Genomic DNA, 16,373 nt, shown 5'->3' with positions numbered 1-16,373 from the left:
TCAATGATAGAAAAACTAATAGAAAGGTTCTTTGAAGCTGCAAGCATGCAACGGTGGAATGACCATATAAGGCCTGTAGAATTAACAGAACTGGATAAACAGGCCCATAAAATAGTCATAGCGTATGTAATAGCTAAGATTGAAGAGGATAGAAAAGGTGAAGGACACATAAACTGGATAGACATTATAGAAGGTTTTATTTTTGATTTTCTCTACAGATTGGTATTAACTGATATTAAACCTCCTGTATTTCATCGTATGATGGCTGAAAGGCGTGAAGAGTTGAATACATACGTTTTAAAAGAATTAAAAGATGACTTAGATGCACTGGAAAACAGAGAATTCAAAATGAGGTTTGAAAAATATTTTTCTCTCTCACCAAACACTCTGGAGCGCCGTATTCTAAGAGCAGCCCACTATCTGGCAACAAATTGGGAATTTAAAATAATATATCACTCCGCACCATTTATTTATGGGATAGAAAAGACAAAAGAGAATATCGAGAATCAGATTGAAGATCACTATGATTTAATCGGTGTTCAAAAGATCCTTCTTGAAAAAAAGTCCTATGGATTTGTAGACCTCTGTGGACAGCTCAGGTTTCAAAAACGATGGGCCCATTCACCCAGGATACCTGAAACATCAGTTCTTGGACACATGTTAATAGTCGCAACATCTGCATATCTATGTACAGTTGAAATGGATAGTGATCCATGCAAAAAGAGAATTTACAATAACTTCTTTGCCGGATTATTCCATGATTTACCGGAAGTTTTAACTAAAGACATCATATCTCCAATTAAAAGCACCGCAAATTTAGATGAATTGATTAAGGAATACGAAAGTGAAAGAATGAAGGAGGAGATACTTCCTCTACTTCCTAAGCCCTGGCACGATGAAATGAAGTACTTCATTGAGGATGAATTTGAAAATAAAATCAAAGAAAGCAATATTATAAAAACAGGAATTAAATTCAAAGATTTAAACAAAAATTACAATAAAGATAAGTTTTCACCGCTTGATGGTGAATTAATCCGGGCATGTGATAAATTAGCCGCATTTGTGGAAGCTAATTTATCAATAAAATACGGACTTAAATCTAAATTTCTTTTAGAAGGTAGAGAAAACATATATGAACTCTATAAGAGTCGTAAAGTTTCTGGCATGGATTTTGGCAGAATTTTTGATTATTTCTATAAAAAACAATAGTGATATGTTGAAATACCCTACAAGTTAAAAAATTATTTAAGTATTTAAACAAATCATAAAGTCCCCTTGGTACTTGGAATAATATCATGCTCTATTTTTGATGCATCATTTAATGCCCTTGAAAAAGCTTTAAAGAGTGCTTCTATTTTGTGATGGTCATTTTCCCCTTCTACTTTTGCATTGATATTAATTCTTGCATGGTTTGCAAATGATTCAAAGAAATGTTCCACATTTTCGGTACTTAAATCCCCTACCTTTGCCTTTTTAAAGGAAAATTTTAAAACGCTGCAGCTTCGGCCACTTATATCCACAGCGACAGTTGCCAAAGCATCATCCATAGGAATTATAGCATGTGACATTCGTTTTATCCCTTTTTTATTGCCTATAGCTTCTGCAAATGTCTCTCCAAGAAGAATTCCCACATCTTCAACAGTATGGTGATCATCGACCTTTAAATCACCTTTTGCATTAATTTGAAGGTCAAAAAATCCGTGTCTTGTAAATGAATCAAGCATATGGTCAAAAAAACTGATTCCAGTGTTTATTTCAGATTTTCCAGTGCCATCAATATTAATGGATATTTCAATATCAGTTTCAGAGGTTTTCCTACCAAGTTTTTTACTTCTTCCCATAATACCATCCTTAACTTCTTTAGGGATATCAATCCTCTTTTGGAGGTTTATTATCATCTCTAACTATAAGTATTGCCTGTTCTGGGCATTTGGAAGCACAAATTGTACATAGATGACAAAACCGAAGGTTTGTAACCGTGGCTTTATTATCTATATCCCATATTTTACCTCCTTTAGGGCAAGCTTCTTTGCATATTCCGCATCCTGTACATTTTTCTTTATCAACAATTATCTTCATATAATTCACTCTTTAAATAAATATTAGTTCCTTTTTATAATATCTACTGCGGCAGCTTTAAATCCTATGAAAACATTTTTTCCAAGATTTAAGCCAAGTTCTTTTCTGGATAATTCGGTTATATCTGCAATAACATTAATACCATTGATATTTACAGTCATACGCACTATATCTTTTTTAAATTTCATCTCTGTTATTCTTCCTTCGAGCATATTCCTGACACTGGATTTTTGAGCTTTTAGAGTTACAAATATGTCATTTGGACCAATTAAAATAAGAACATTATCACCGACACTGAATTCTTCAGTGATGGGTAATATTACTTCTTTTTTATCTAATTTTACTGCCATTATTTTCTCTTCTTCATCTATATAAGATATAACGCCCTCTATTTCATTTAAATCAGCGTGTTTTTTAATTACTCTGTTCAATTTGACGAATTTTTGAAGGATTTCTTTTCCAATATCTGTAAGCTCACTGCTACCTCCTCCTCCTTTTCCTCCTCTTTTTGTGGTTACAATTGGTAAACCAAGTTCTTTTTCCATGATTTCAATATTTTTAAGCGCTGTCCTGTAGGGGATTTCAGTTTCCTTTGAGGCCTTTGCTATGGATCTGTATTTGTCTATACACTGAAGAAGCCTGGATTTTTTGTTATTTAAAGATACGACCTTATCTCCAATTTCAACTTCCATGTCCAGCCTATATTTAGGCCTTTTTCTCTCAGACATAATTATCCTCTCATAACTTTTTAGATTTTATAGTATTATTCTGCAAATCTTTCTATAAATTTAATTGCTTTTCCCACCACTTCAGATAGTGGACCCAATTTTATCACATATTTTTTCATTATCCTGATATCTTCTTTTTTAAACCCTCTAATAAGTGTAAATACAGTTAAATAGATAATTGGAGCTATAATTAATGCTAATATAAGTCCATATATAGTTTTAGGGATTATTAATAGGGTCAATCCCATTACCCCAGATGCAATTCCTATTTTAATGAAATCTGAGTATGGAGGGTTAACCTCAGTTATTTTGGAAGTTTTCCACACTATTGCCACCATTATAATGAAAGCAGCTATAGTTGTAGCTACTGCAGCACCTATAATTCCATAAATCTGCACCATAATATAATTCAGGATGATATTTATCACTGTTCCTGTAAGGAGAATAATCATAGGAAGCCTGGGATGTCCAATTCCCTGGATAATACTTGATAAACCCATAAATAGAGTGTAAAAAGCCATTCCAATAACAAGAACACTCAGGGCACCTGCACCATAGATGAATTCATACCCGAACAATAATCCAAGAATGGGCTCTGCAAATATAGAAATGCCCACACAAATTGGCAGGATAAGTAAAACAACGTAACGATACAATTGATTTACATAAGTTTCAAGCAACTTCTTATCATTTAAACTCGAAGCTTCAGACGCAGCAGGAAGTATTGCCGTTGCTACAGAAAGTGAAATTATAAGGGGCAATCTTGATACTGGATCTGCCACCCCATAGTATCCTGCATCCCTGGCCGTCAGATATCTACCTATCATAAATGTACTGACATCATATATTGCCAGTTCAGATAATCCTGTAACTGCAACAGGTATTGAAAACGCTAAAATTATTCTAATAAGGCCTAACTCTTCCTTGAAACTTAATTTATTTTCAGGAGACGGTGCTGGAAAATATTCCCATAAGTATTTCTTGAATATTAAAACAGCAGTAATTGCGGAGGCTAAAAACCCTAACCCTGTACCCATAACTGCTCCTGCAGCATAAAAACCTAATGATACAAGCACAACTGCAAAAATAATGGTGAAAATCTGTTCTGCAGCTCTTGTGGCCACTATAAATTCCATCCGGTATAATCCCTGGAAAGTTCCTCTAAAGGCTCCCACTATAACACTAAAAGGAGTTATAAGTGCAACAGCTTGAAGTGGATAGGCAACTTCAGGCTTTTTGAACCAGTTAAGAGCTATCCAGTCAGCAGAGAAGAATATTACAAGGGCAAAGAAAATGCCCAGAATTGACATGAGTTTTAGAGAGGTAAAAATGACCTGTCTCGCCATTTCATCTTCGCCAATAACTTTATGCTGCGCTACAAACTTAGCAATGGCCGGAGGGATTCCAGCAGATGATAGAATCTGGAAAATTCCCTGAAAGGGCAATGTCAGTACAACAAGACCGTAACCATCTGGACCAAGCAATCTACCCATTAAAAATCGGTATATTAAGCCACCTATTCGAAAGAATATGTAGCTTATCATTATAAGAAAGCTTCCTTTAAGTATCTTTGAAGTTGACATTAATTCACCAAAAAATAAAATATTCACCGATTATTTCGTTTAGATAATAAAATCAGTTATGTTGAATTTTATACTTCTATTTTATAGAATAGATAGTATTTAAAAGCTTTATTTAATACTTTTTTCTTATTTTTAGAAAAACCAATTTTAAAAACCTGTTAAATTTTTAAAATTAAGAAAATAGTAAGTTTATTATTTTTCGCTATAAATTTCTAAAAACTGGGCAAATTTATCTACAGTTTTCTTTAGGGTTTTAAAGCCTTCATCGTCTGCCTTTACACCATCAACACTATCCTTTGACCAGAATGTGGCGCCTAAATTCGCTCCCCATGCTCCTCCACTTACAGGTATTGCTCCAGTAAGCACGTAATAAGTGATTATCTGCTGGATAACCAGTTCCTGACCTCCCATCCTGTCGCCACCAACTGCAATAGCCATTCCAACTTTATTTTTTAAAAAATTAATGTCTGCAGCACCTAAAGCACGTGTTCTATCCAGAACAGCTTTTAGCTGTGCACTCATCCCGCTGTTGTAGCTTGGAGATGCCAGTATAAGTCCTTTACAATCCTGAATTAAACTGTAAACTTCGTACATATCGTCTTTTTTAATACACTCGTGCTGCCTCAAACAGTAATCACAGTGTATGCAAGCAGCTATATCTTTTCCACGGATGCTGAAAAAAGCTGTTTCGAAACCTTTCTCTTCAAGCATGTTTAATGCTTTTTTGGTGACGTAATCTGTAGCCTGTTGTCTTGGGCTTCCACATATTCCGATGATCATATTAATCTCCAATTAGTGTATGGCTGCAAGAATAAATAAAACTTCCCTATTTCATTCAGTTTATAAAGGAATAATAGAATAAAACATAATAATAGAACTAATTTTTATATTGTTCAATTTTAAATATACTGGAGAAAAAACTCATGCTTAATGCAGAAACTTATATCACCTGTCAAAAAGGAATTGGTGGGCGAATAAGGACAAAATATGAAGATTTCTATGTTGAAGAAATACCAGAATCTGAACCAAGCGGAACAGGACCTAATACATGGTTTTTCATTGAAAAAATAGGAAGAGACACCCTTGATGTGGTGCTGGACGTGGCACATGAACTGCACATAGACAGAAAAAGAATGGGTTTTGCAGGAATGAAAGATAAAAGAGCAGTCACAAGGCAATGGCTGTGTGTTGCAAACAGCGAAGTTGAAAAAATTGAAAAAATAAAGGATAAACTGTACAGGGTGAAAATCCTTAAAATAATGCAAAATGAGAAGAAATTAAGGATTGGACAGCTTACAGGGAATAAATTCCGATTACTTATAAGAGATACCGATAATCCTGAAGCTGATTGTGAAGTTGCAAATGAAATACTGGCCGAACTAACTAAAAAAGGCGTTCCCAATTATTATGGCTGGCAGAGGTTTGGTACAAAAAGATCGAATACCCATCTTGTTGGAAAAGCATTGCTTGAAAATGATTTAAAAAAGGTAGTTGATTCATACATTGGAAATCCATATGAAGAAGAGCCAGAACACATTAAAGAAGCAAGAAAATTGTATGATGATGGAAAATGGGAGGAATTACTTGGGGCAATGCCCAGAAGCATGCGCTATGAAAAGATGATGCTTAAAACGCTCTTAAAGGAAATGAAAAAGAAAAAAATCAATGATATTGCTTCTTTAGATGAAAATTCTTACAAACACGCCATAGAAAGCCTTCCAAAACCATTAAAACGGATGTTTGTCCATGCTTACCAATCCTTTTTATTCAACAAAGCAGTAAGTGAGAGAGCAAAGCTTGGAATTGATAAATACGTGGAAGGAGATATAATTATTGATAATGAAGAGCATTTAGTACATGAATTTGGCAATGATATTAATGAGCAAATTAAAAACTTTGAGGTTCACCCCACAGCACCCCTTCTTGGAAGTAAAGTTCCACTTGCAGGCGGAAAACCTGGAGAAATGGAGCAAAAAGTTTTAGATGAAGAAGGAGTTACTTTAGAAGAATTTAAAGTTCCTAAAATGCCCAAACTTGGAAGTCATGGATTAAGACGTGCAATAAGGTTTAAAATATGGAATACATCAGCTAAAGCTACTGATGAAGGAATTCTGATTGAATTTTCAATCCCGAAGGGCTGTTATGCCACCGCAGTTTTAAGGGAAATAATGAAAAATGAAGTTGTTTAAAAAGAAGCATTTAAATTTTTTCACTTAACCTATTTTCCATCTTTTAAAATTCATTTATCTTTCTCATCATCGAAAATAAACAGTTCATCAATTTTGGCATTTAAAGCCACTGCAATATCATGAGCAAGTTTTAATGAAGGATTATATTTACCCTTTTCAAGGAAAACTATCGTTTCTCTCCTAACACCAACTTTTTCTGCAAGTTCTGCCTGGGTAAGGTCATATTTAGCTCTGAATTCTTTTATTCTAGTTCTCATTAGAATCCTGTTTAATTATGTATCTCAAATTACTTTAAATTATACAAATAAGAATTTTACCAGGTAAAACTCACTTTTATTCTATATCGCCTTTACGGCTTAAAATTACGTTGGCTACAACCATTGTAGATATCATTGTAAGAATTGTTACACCGAATGCTTCTGCAGCGTTATATTCACGGCCTCCCCAGTAACTAAAGACAAGTAAAAAGCTTACAAAGCTTAATGTCGCATACCAGGAATATGTAGCCGCAGCTGTGCCTATCTTCCTTATCCTTTCATCTTTTGTGGGTTTTTCCATTCCTATTGACTGAAAAAAGTTCGAACTGAGCACAACTATGCTTAACAAAACCACTATAGCTATTGTATCATCAATTGTCTTCCAAATAATTAAAACAATCCCTGATAAAATTAATGCTGCCGATGCACTCCACATACTTATCTTATAAAGATCAATGATATTCCTTTCTTCCTTCTTTTCATATTTGTCCTTTTTTTTCTGATCTTTGATTCCTATGAAAAATATAAAGAATGCAAAGAACGCATAATAGAGTGGTTCATTTAACACATATCCAAGAAGTCCTAATACTCCTAAAAATCCCCATGCCCAGTTAAATTTGATTTTCATACAATCACGGTCCTTACCTATCTTACATTTTTAAGTTATTTATTTCCAACATAATGTTAACAATTTCTAACACTATGTTGTATAATTCTAACATCATGCTGTTTAAAACTTTTGATCATCTTAAAAAATAGTTACAGATTGAATATTTAGGTAAACAGAGTTTAACATTCTGTAGCTAAAAGATTTTATTACATAGATCCTCAATTTTCACCCTTATATCGTCAATATCGATATCTTTAAGCATTGCAGCCATCATAGCTCCGCCAGCTCCAACTCCTTCCTTTACAGAACCATCCAAGTAACTTTTAAGCCCTGCAACAGAAGATTTTTCAAATTCTGGATCAACTGCAAAAATATTGATATCTGCAATCTGACGGGTTATATAATTGATATCTGCTGTTTCATCTTCTGCAACAAAAATAGTTGTTGTGATGCATAGATTAGAGAAATCAAATTCAGAGTCAATGCCTTTAATAACAGAGCACACCGCAGTCATCTGTGTACCACCAGCAAGCGTAACTGGCACAGATGAACCCATCACAATCCCTGCTACAGCCGGGATCATTGGATCGCCCACAATTTCGACTGCACGAAGAGCATCCTCCACAACACTGCCTTCTTCATATCCTGCAGCTTTAAGGCCTTCCATTACCACCTCATACTTCAGATCATGAGGATTTTCAGGCATGCTCCCGCTTACCTTCTGCTTCGCATCATAGCCAAGAGCTGTTAAAACTCCAAGAGCTGTGGTTGTGCCTGCAGGGGTGCTTTCACCAATAATAAGATGATCAGTGATTTTTGATAAAGTTTTCCCAAGCATTACTCCTTTTTCAAACAGTTCTCCTGCATTTTCAACTGCATTTCCTGTTCTTATATCTTCACCTGGTTTTTCACCTAACTTAATGTAGGGCACGTCTGGTTTTACCTTAGCACCAGCATCAGCAACCATAATTGGAATATCAGCCATTTCAAGACACGCTTTTGTTATTACAGCTGGTGTCGGTGCTGGTTCATCTCCAAGCACTGTTTGTGGAATTTCTGACAGGCATTTGGGTTCTCCACATATTACAAGTTCTAAATCAGCTGCAGGTGTGTAAGCAGTTAGTTTGGGAGTAGCACCAGCGCCTGTTATTCCAGGAATACTGGATGTTTTTGTGGTTGCAATTACACATAAAAATAGGGGATCCTTATTCTGTAAATTATCCAGGATTGAAGGTGAGCCATAGCATTTTATATTGTTCATTGTACACCTCGAAGTTTATTAACGAAAAAAGCAAATACAATTCTATACTTTCAAATATTGATTTAATTATGTTATTTAAGTTACTAATTACAGGCTTAATAACTTATACTTAGATGTGATATAAGTGATTTGTATAGGAATTGAAGGAACCGCAGAAAAAACAGGTGTGGGAATAGTTGATTCAGACGGGAATGTTCTATCATCTCGTGGAAAGCAGTTAATCCCGGAAAGTGGTGGGATTCATCCAAGAGAAGCTGCAGAACATCACGCTGCTTCAATAGTTCCACTTATTAAAGATTCTTTAAAAGAAGCTAACCTGGATATTGGTGAAATTGATCTTGTTGCATTTTCAAGGGGTCCTGGACTTGGCCCTGCACTTAGAACAACTGCAACTGCCGCCAGATCACTTGCACTTTCACTAAAAGTTCCTATTATAGGAGTTAATCACTGTATAGGGCATGTTGAAATAGGAAGACTTACAACTGGTGCAGAAGATCCTGTATCCCTCTATGTTAGTGGTGGAAATACTCAGGTAATTGCATATGAGTCTGAAAGATACAGAGTACTTGGAGAGACCCTTGATATAGCCATAGGGAATTGTCTTGACCAGTTTGCACGTGAAGTTGGTCTTGGACATCCCGGAGGCCCAAAAGTCGAAGAACACGCCAGAAAAGCCAGCAAGTACATCAAGCTCCCTTATACAGTAAAAGGAATGGATCTTTCATTTTCAGGGCTTCTTACTGCAGCTTTAAGAAAGCATGAATCAGGGACGCAACTGGATGATATCTGCTACAGTTTGCAGGAAACAGCTTTTTCCATGCTTGTTGAAGTAACAGAACGAGCACTTGCCCATACAAAAAAACAGGAAGTCATGCTGTGCGGAGGAGTTGCAGCAAACAGCAGATTAGGTGAAATGGTTAGTATAATGGCAGAAGAACATTTTTCAGAGTTTTACATGCCTCCAATTGAATATTGTGGTGATAATGGTGCCATGATTGCCTGGATGGGTCAGTTAATGCATAAATATGGTCTAACACAGAAAATAGAGGACACAACAATCATCCAAAAATACAGAACAGACATGGTGGACGTTCCCTGGATGATGAAATCAGATAAACATCTGAAACTGCCTCCAGAGATTGCAGAAAAAGGGGCTGAAGCAAATCTATATGAAGATAAATGGTTAAATCATGATGTTTTCATTAAAGAACGGATTTTAAAAAGTTATAGAATTCCTGAAATTGACAGTCGTTTAAGGAAAGAAAGAACCAAAAAAGAGGCAAAACTTTTGGGGGAATCTAAAAGGTGTGGCGTTAAAACTCCGCTTATTTATGACATAAACAAAAAACAAAATACCCTCTCCTTAGAGAAAATCCATGGAAGAATGATTAAAAATGTTTTTGAAAGAGTGGGTGTTGAGAGAATTAAAAATATTTCCAGAAAGATAGGTGAAAATATAGCAAAACTGCACAACTGCAGTATAATTCACGGAGACCTTACAACATCCAATTTAATTTTAGAAGATGATAAAATTGTGTTTATAGATTTTGGACTTGGAAAAAATTCAGATTTAATTGAAGATAAGGGAGTTGACCTTCTGGTATTTAAAAAAGCGATTTCAGGAATTCATTATAAAATTGCTGATTTGTGCTTTAGTGAAATTTTGAAAGGGTATGAAACTGCCAAAAATTATGAAGAAACAGTCCGTAAAATTGAGGAGATTGAAGGAAGAGGTCGTTATACTGTTTTAAAATAAATAAGTTAATCCTCTATATTTTTTTATCTTCCCCCGTAATTCCTCTGTATGGTAGCTTTTCTTCTGATGAAATATAATCATACACAAATGCAGCGATTATAGCCCCCACAATAGGCCCGATTACATATATTGGGAAATATAGCCATAGATTAACTCCACCAAGTACAAGATTTCCAAGATAGGGTCCAAATGTCCTTGCAGGATTAATTGAAGCTCCTGTTATGTTTCCTATGGTTGTAATGATTCCTGCTACTGTAAAACCTATAGCAACACCTGCAAATCCAGGAGTTGCTCTTTTATCCACTGCAGAACCCATAATAACAAGCATCAGAAGGAATGTGCCTATAGCTTCAACAAGTATTGCTTGAAGATATCCAATTCCTTCAAATGGAGCAGTTGCTCCAAGCCCTCCTATGGTAACTGCATTCATACCTACACTTGCAGCAAATAAGAAGCTTGCAAGAGATGCGCCAATTAACTGCGCGACAATGTAGGGGATTACATCCGCTGATGGAAATTTTTTTGTAGCCCAAAGAGCAATCGTGACTGCAGGATTTATATGACAACCAGAAATATGGCCAAGCGCATAAATTAAAACTGCCACTGTAAGTCCAAAAGCTAATCCTATGGCTAACCAGTCTCCAAGTCCACCTAAAACACCTATTCCTATATTAAAGGGATTAGGAAGAGGTGCCCCGTGGCTTATCATTAATGTTATGACCGCAGCTCCTGCCCCTATATAAACCAGGAAAAACGTGCCTATAAGTTCGGCTAAAAACCTTTTTTGTAATGATACCATTTAAAATCACCTTTATCCGCTTTGATAGGCCTCGTAGCACCATTCACATAAAAATCTGGGCAATGTTTTCTCAAATCTTTTTGAAGGGAATGGATAATCTCCTTTCCAAATTTCAAGCTCTTCTCTTATAAGGTGATCCTTACAGATGCCCATTCCACAAACTATACAAATTGCCAAAGCATCTGTATCTTTACCTTCCAAAGCACACATGTAACATTTTATTTTAATGCCCCCAATAAGTTGAAAAATAAATGAAGTTACACTGCTTCTTTCCACTGGCAGTAGTCATGTCTGAAATCGACCAGACATGCTGAAGCACAGTTTTTACATGCTCTAACTGGAGATGCAGGAGTTTCTTTATGCATGGCAATGATATTGGTCATCAAGGTGGCAGTTACAGGTTCGCTTGTAATCAGACATGGGTAATCAGCCAATCTCATTAAAGAAGAAAATCTAACTGTTATAGCACATCCAGGATAAGTATATCTTTGTGGGTTCATTATAACTTCATTTCGATCCACTGGATCTAAATTAACTTTAAATCCAGTTACTACAGGTTCTAATTTACCTCCACTCCCATTTTTCATTCTTCTTTCCACATCAAGGTATTTCCATCCCCTGTAAATGGTATCCATGAAGTCGCAGTTGTGAAGTTCTGCTGCTGCTGATCTTGTAGGATTCAGTTGTACATAGTTGTGAAACCTTCTTGTAAGTAATTCAACAACTGTTGGAGCGTTAAAACCATCTAACTCTAGTATATATTCTACTGCACATGCAGCAGCCCCTGTAGCAAGTGATAATATCTGATATTCACTTTTAAATTTTTCCACTGCATTATTAAGAGTTGATTCCATTACATCAGTTGTAGCTTCAATTATAGCCATTATAACATCGTCTTTACACATGTTATATGTTGACTGAGCTATATGATGAGATATATCACCAACACAATAGGCAGGAACAGTTACTATGTTTCCATAGTGTACTCCATCCTCAACAGCAGCCATAATGGTATCTTTCATTCTTTTTTTGTATTTTAACATGTATTTTCTTACATCAAAGGATTCATGTCCCAATGAATCCATTAATTTTGCTTGAGCGTCTACAGGAGTTTCATAAATTGATTTAACCATTTCAATTTCATCTTTAATAGCTTCACCAACTGTTACGCCTTCTTCTACCTTATTTGCAAAAGTTTCACCTATACCATAGGAAGTGTTCATCCCCCATGATTTAGCTGCTAATATGGTCCTTTTATGCTCATCAGGTATATCTGTCCTTTTTAGTATCTTATTTACCACATTACTGCTACTTCCAGGAATCATGGCAAAATCAACGACACATGTGGGTCCATAAAATCCAGAGTACCTTCTTACAGAATCAAGGCCTATAATGTCTTCAGATTTCCCGATAGTATCTATAAACTTATCAACGCTTTTTTTAAAGCTCTCATCTTCTTCGTATAGTATTTCCAGTATGGCAGGAGTCTGGTAGTGTTCTACAAAAGGGTCATCTTCTGGTCTTATTGTATCTGTAAGACCTGTTAAGGTGTCATAGTGAGTGTTAATTGAATCTACATGAAGATTTATCACAGCTTCGCTCTGTCCTTCAACTGCTTCCATCTTATTTGCCACGTCCACATAAGCTTTCGTGTGCTCAATTTTAAATTTATCTCCCCTATACTTTTTTACCGTATCTACATCAGCTTTTTGAGCCATCATAGCTTCTTTAACCATTTTACCATATACATCTGCCATATCAACCACCAATAATATTTTATATTAATTAACTAATAAAATTTGGGTAAATGTTAATAATTTAAATTTAAAAAATAGCAGGTTTGAAAATTTTAATCATTACTCCTCTTATCCAATGCCTCAAAGATAAAACGGGGCCTTTTACCATATTTCCTTATACATCCTTCAATTTTTTCATTACTACAGGAATAATGACGGCTTTTAACAATTTCAATTATTTCATCTTGAGTATAGGATATTAAAACCACGTCAAACAATTTTTTTAACAGAAAAACCAGAAATTTGGATAAAAATCCGAAATCAGTGAGAATATCATATTGAACCCCCAGGAATCTAAAAACTCCTGCTGTTTGAGCAACGACATTAACTTTTTTTAAATCACTGTAATGCTTAATAAATTCATACAGTACTTTTAAATAGAATGAAAAAGTGTTTAAACCGTTTTTTTCTGTCCAAAGACCCAAACCTACTTTTTCACGGTCAATATATTCTGAATCAAGGAAAGGATCAGCAAAAAGAACCAGATCATATTCAGAGGCCTTTTTGTAAACTTCGTTTCTGGATTTAACGCCCATATCTTGTTGAAGAGTATCCCAAAAAATTTTGTATACGTCTCCTGGTTTGGAATCAATATCTATAAACAAAAAAGCATCATAAACATCAAGATCAAGTAGAGAAAGTGCTTGATATATATTAGCAGATTTACCAGTGCCTGGTGCACCTAAAACAAGCATAAAATGCCCTTTAGACTTTTTTAAAGTTTTAAGTTGCGAATACAGCTCATAAAAAGACGTTGTTTTAATGAAACTTCCATTATCATTTGCTGATGAAACTTTATGATTGAACATTGATATTGTATTGATCTTTAGTATTGATATTTTTTTCATTAAATGAAATTGTTCCATGAAATTATCTTCAAAATTCACTAAAACATCATCATTTGCAGATAACTGGATGAAAACATTGCAAATCCAAGGATCCACGCTCTTACAACAGCCGAAGAAATATGGGCAGACACTCAGGGCAATGTAGACATTTTGGTGTCAGGCATAGGAACAGGAGGTACAATCACTGGAGTATCCAAAGTGTTAAAGGAGCGTAAATCCTCTTTTAAGGCAGTAGGGGTAGAGCCTGAAGCATCGTCGGTGTTATCCGGCGGAAAAGCCTGTCCTCACCGTATCCAGGGAATAGGTGCCGGTTTCATTCCCAGGGTACTTGACAGGAAAGTGCTCGATGAAGTTATTTCTGTAACCAACGAGGATGCTTTTACCACCGCACGCAGATTGGCCAGAGAGGAAGGGATATTATGTGGTATATCATCAGGGGCTGCTATGTGGGCTGCCATGCAGGTGGCAAAAAGACCTGAAAACAATGGTAAGCTGATTGTGGTGATTTTTCCTGATTCAGGCGAAAGATACCTGAGCACGCCTCTTTTTGATTCCGGACTGTAGGAAGTCAGATTATTGTTCGGTAGCTTTCGGACAAGCATTCAGACCATACTCCAGTTATTTTTCATTTTTACAGTTTTCTTTTACCGGTTATCAGAAGGTATATTTCTACTATGGTAGCTATGACTATGCCTACCAGGGCCAGTAGCAATAGGACAGCTAATCCGGTGTTAAGAAAAGGGTTGTTGAAATCAAAGGGAAATATTGTAAAGAGGAAATACACTCCAATGAAGGCAAAGGCATTTAAAATGGCTTTCATGGTATGTCGGAACCAGTTGGGATTGTACAGCAACATCAGGAAATTTCCGATAATGGCGACTGCTATAGTCAGATTTATAATCCATAGAATTTCATTGAGAGCAATGGTTACAAAATAAATATGCCAGTTGAGCAGATTGTTAAAGATATACAGAAAAATAAGGTTAACAATTATTGCAGCAACATACTCTGTTTTTTCTTCCAGTTCTCTATTCTCCATAGAATGCACCCCCTAATTAAAAAATTTTTACCTTTCGATATTTTGTTAGACCTATTTAAAGATAGTTTCTCATCTTGTTATAAATTTTAATTTCATTTTAAATATGAATTATTAAAGATATACTCATTTTTATGTAAATGGAAAGCTTTATATAGAAAATATAACAATTGTTATATTAGAAATAACGATCGTTATATAATCAACGAGAACAGGATCTAAATGCAAAACAAGGTAATAATGAAAACACTGCCGAATGCATAGCTAAAACTGCATGAAAATGTATCATGATTATAAACTGACTTTAATCAGTTATAGAGATAATGCATCCTTAAGAGGCGTTAGAAATGTGTAGATAGAAATAAAAATCCATTGGAAATATCTTATCCTAAACGAGGCTTATCAAAACTTAGAATCACCAAATTACATGTTTAAGCCTCGTTCAAGGAATAGGCCTTCTGAATTAATCTTAAAATATTAATTCTTACTCTCCTTTTTTTAACAAAGCCAGTTCTTTCAAAGCCGTATCTATAAAAGTAGGTGCTATATAAGGTTCTATGCCATGGGCCAACAAAATATCAATTGCTACAGGTCCAATTTGGCTTGCTATAATTGCTTTACAGTCCAAAATCAATTCCACACTTCTATTCATGGCATCCTCAGTATGTCCTCCCACATCACAGGCAGGAACATTTTCCCTAAGTTCTATAAATTTGTACTCACCCTCATCATCAATTTCAAAGATCAAAAACTGCCCTGCCATACCAAAATGCTGGTTAACATATTTTCCATCACTGCTTGCAACTGCCACTTTAAATGACATTATTATCTCCTCACACTATTTTAATTTATTTTTTAACCGAATTAATTTTTTCTATGTTTGCAAAACTACGTTTTGCAACCCGTAAAAAATCGGAGATTCTACATGCTCCACAGATCAAACATAAAAGGGCAGAAAATATGACATAAGTAACAAGATCAGAAATAAAAAAAATAAAATTGGTTCAAGAGTGGATTAAATATTATGCTCAAGATACCAAAGATAGTTATCTCAATAGTTTAGCTAAATTTTACATCAAGCACAAATATCAGAGAAACCCAGTAAACGTAGTATCATGCTAAATCCAACCTTAAAAACATGTTATCCTTCTGCCATGATTAATTTACCTGTTTTAGGGTCTTTGTACACTCTTCCCATTTCAACAAATCCTTCCTGAGATGTGTCAGCAATATCTTCTCCCATCTGGACCTCAGAAGCATTTTGCATTGATTCATTTGACACTTTCTTCTTTTGGGGAGATTCCTCACTAAAAACAGCACTTTGCATATCCCCTGAGATCACAAGAAATATGAGAAGTCCTACCGCAATAACGAGCATGGCGTCTACGAGGTTGGCTGAGCCTGCCATGGGGTCTTCATCTTCTCTATTGA

General features: G+C 35.4%; 19 protein-coding genes. 4 read left to right on the top strand and 15 right to left on the bottom strand.

Going from position 1 to position 16,373, the window contains the following annotated elements; translation table 11 throughout:
• Positions 1-3 precede the first annotated feature (3 nt).
• Positions 4-1,209 carry an HD domain-containing protein gene (locus tag PQ963_02815; protein MEN4028600.1) on the top strand — a complete coding sequence of 402 codons (1,206 nt, stop codon included), beginning with the start codon at positions 4-6 and terminating at the stop codon, positions 1,207-1,209.
• A gap of 53 nt (positions 1,210-1,262) precedes the next feature.
• Here the strand turns inward: PQ963_02815 and hisB are convergent, their stop codons facing one another.
• The 5 genes from hisB to PQ963_02790 form a co-directional block, all read right to left on the bottom strand.
• Positions 1,263-1,841, bottom strand: a complete 579-nt coding sequence (hisB, locus tag PQ963_02810; protein MEN4028599.1) for an imidazoleglycerol-phosphate dehydratase HisB — start codon at positions 1,839-1,841, stop codon at positions 1,263-1,265.
• Between the two features lie 28 nt (positions 1,842-1,869).
• Positions 1,870-2,079: a 4Fe-4S binding protein gene (locus tag PQ963_02805; GenBank protein ID MEN4028598.1), complete on the bottom strand. Its 210-nt coding sequence runs from the start codon at positions 2,077-2,079 to the stop codon at positions 1,870-1,872.
• 23 nt (positions 2,080-2,102) lie between these two features.
• Positions 2,103-2,807 (bottom strand): TOBE domain-containing protein, encoded by a 705-nt coding sequence (locus PQ963_02800; GenBank protein MEN4028597.1) that lies wholly within the window; start codon positions 2,805-2,807, stop codon positions 2,103-2,105.
• 35 nt (positions 2,808-2,842) lie between these two features.
• The gene (locus PQ963_02795; GenBank protein MEN4028596.1) at positions 2,843-4,390 is read right to left on the bottom strand and encodes a flippase; all 1,548 of its coding nucleotides are present in this window, start codon (positions 4,388-4,390) and stop codon (positions 2,843-2,845) included.
• A 192-nt stretch (positions 4,391-4,582) separates the two neighbouring features.
• Positions 4,583-5,170, bottom strand: a complete 588-nt coding sequence (locus PQ963_02790; protein ID MEN4028595.1) for a flavodoxin family protein — start codon at positions 5,168-5,170, stop codon at positions 4,583-4,585.
• A 143-nt stretch (positions 5,171-5,313) separates the two neighbouring features.
• Between PQ963_02790 and truD the strand changes: the two genes are divergently transcribed.
• Positions 5,314-6,579: a tRNA pseudouridine(13) synthase TruD gene (gene truD / locus PQ963_02785; protein MEN4028594.1), complete on the top strand. Its 1,266-nt coding sequence runs from the start codon at positions 5,314-5,316 to the stop codon at positions 6,577-6,579.
• Between the two features lie 50 nt (positions 6,580-6,629).
• Here truD and PQ963_02780 read toward each other — a convergent pair whose 3' ends face one another.
• The 3 genes from PQ963_02780 to PQ963_02770 form a co-directional block, all read right to left on the bottom strand.
• Positions 6,630-6,836, bottom strand: coding sequence for a helix-turn-helix transcriptional regulator (locus PQ963_02780; protein MEN4028593.1), 207 nt, complete (start codon positions 6,834-6,836; stop codon positions 6,630-6,632).
• A 76-nt stretch (positions 6,837-6,912) separates the two neighbouring features.
• Entirely contained in the window at positions 6,913-7,464 is a 552-nt protein-coding gene (locus PQ963_02775; GenBank protein MEN4028592.1) for a DUF3796 domain-containing protein, read from the bottom strand.
• 175 nt (positions 7,465-7,639) lie between these two features.
• Positions 7,640-8,707, bottom strand: coding sequence for a TIGR00303 family protein (locus tag PQ963_02770; GenBank protein ID MEN4028591.1), 1,068 nt, complete (start codon positions 8,705-8,707; stop codon positions 7,640-7,642).
• A gap of 124 nt (positions 8,708-8,831) precedes the next feature.
• On the opposite strand from PQ963_02770, the gene PQ963_02765 reads away from it, so the two are divergent.
• Positions 8,832-10,463 (top strand): bifunctional N(6)-L-threonylcarbamoyladenine synthase/serine/threonine protein kinase, encoded by a 1,632-nt coding sequence (locus PQ963_02765; GenBank protein MEN4028590.1) that lies wholly within the window; start codon positions 8,832-8,834, stop codon positions 10,461-10,463.
• 13 nt (positions 10,464-10,476) lie between these two features.
• Here the strand turns inward: PQ963_02765 and PQ963_02760 are convergent, their stop codons facing one another.
• From PQ963_02760 to PQ963_02745, 4 genes are all read right to left on the bottom strand, one after another.
• Positions 10,477-11,262, bottom strand: coding sequence for an MIP/aquaporin family protein (locus PQ963_02760; GenBank protein MEN4028589.1), 786 nt, complete (start codon positions 11,260-11,262; stop codon positions 10,477-10,479).
• A 12-nt stretch (positions 11,263-11,274) separates the two neighbouring features.
• On the bottom strand, positions 11,275-11,538 hold the full coding sequence (locus PQ963_02755; GenBank protein ID MEN4028588.1) for a DUF2180 family protein: 264 nt from the start codon (positions 11,536-11,538) through the stop codon (positions 11,275-11,277).
• Complete coding sequence (locus PQ963_02750; protein ID MEN4028587.1) at positions 11,520-13,019, bottom strand: DUF2193 domain-containing protein; 1,500 nt, start codon at positions 13,017-13,019, stop codon at positions 11,520-11,522. Before PQ963_02750 ends, PQ963_02755 begins: the two co-directional genes overlap by 19 nt.
• 92 nt (positions 13,020-13,111) lie before the next feature.
• Positions 13,112-14,002 carry a hypothetical protein gene (locus PQ963_02745; protein MEN4028586.1) on the bottom strand — a complete coding sequence of 297 codons (891 nt, stop codon included), beginning with the start codon at positions 14,000-14,002 and terminating at the stop codon, positions 13,112-13,114.
• On the opposite strand from PQ963_02745, the gene PQ963_02740 reads away from it, so the two are divergent.
• Positions 13,970-14,470 carry a pyridoxal-phosphate dependent enzyme gene (locus PQ963_02740; GenBank protein MEN4028585.1) on the top strand — a complete coding sequence of 167 codons (501 nt, stop codon included), beginning with the start codon at positions 13,970-13,972 and terminating at the stop codon, positions 14,468-14,470. The genes PQ963_02745 and PQ963_02740 overlap by 33 nt on opposite strands.
• 67 nt (positions 14,471-14,537) lie before the next feature.
• On the opposite strand, the gene PQ963_02735 is transcribed toward PQ963_02740, so the two are convergent.
• The 3 genes from PQ963_02735 to PQ963_02725 form a co-directional block, all read right to left on the bottom strand.
• Positions 14,538-14,945, bottom strand: a complete 408-nt coding sequence (locus tag PQ963_02735; GenBank protein MEN4028584.1) for a hypothetical protein — start codon at positions 14,943-14,945, stop codon at positions 14,538-14,540.
• Positions 14,946-15,426: 481 nt separating this feature from the next.
• On the bottom strand, positions 15,427-15,765 hold the full coding sequence (locus tag PQ963_02730; protein ID MEN4028583.1) for a NifB/NifX family molybdenum-iron cluster-binding protein: 339 nt from the start codon (positions 15,763-15,765) through the stop codon (positions 15,427-15,429).
• Positions 15,766-16,083: 318 nt separating this feature from the next.
• Positions 16,084-16,373, bottom strand: a 290-nt coding sequence (locus PQ963_02725; protein MEN4028582.1) for a DUF2149 domain-containing protein, incomplete at its 5' end; no start/stop codon positions are given.

The sequence above is a fragment of the Methanobacterium sp. genome (assembly GCA_039666455.1).
GTDB lineage: Archaea > Methanobacteriota > Methanobacteria > Methanobacteriales > Methanobacteriaceae > Methanobacterium_D.
This window is presented reverse-complemented; position numbering and strand designations above follow the sequence as displayed.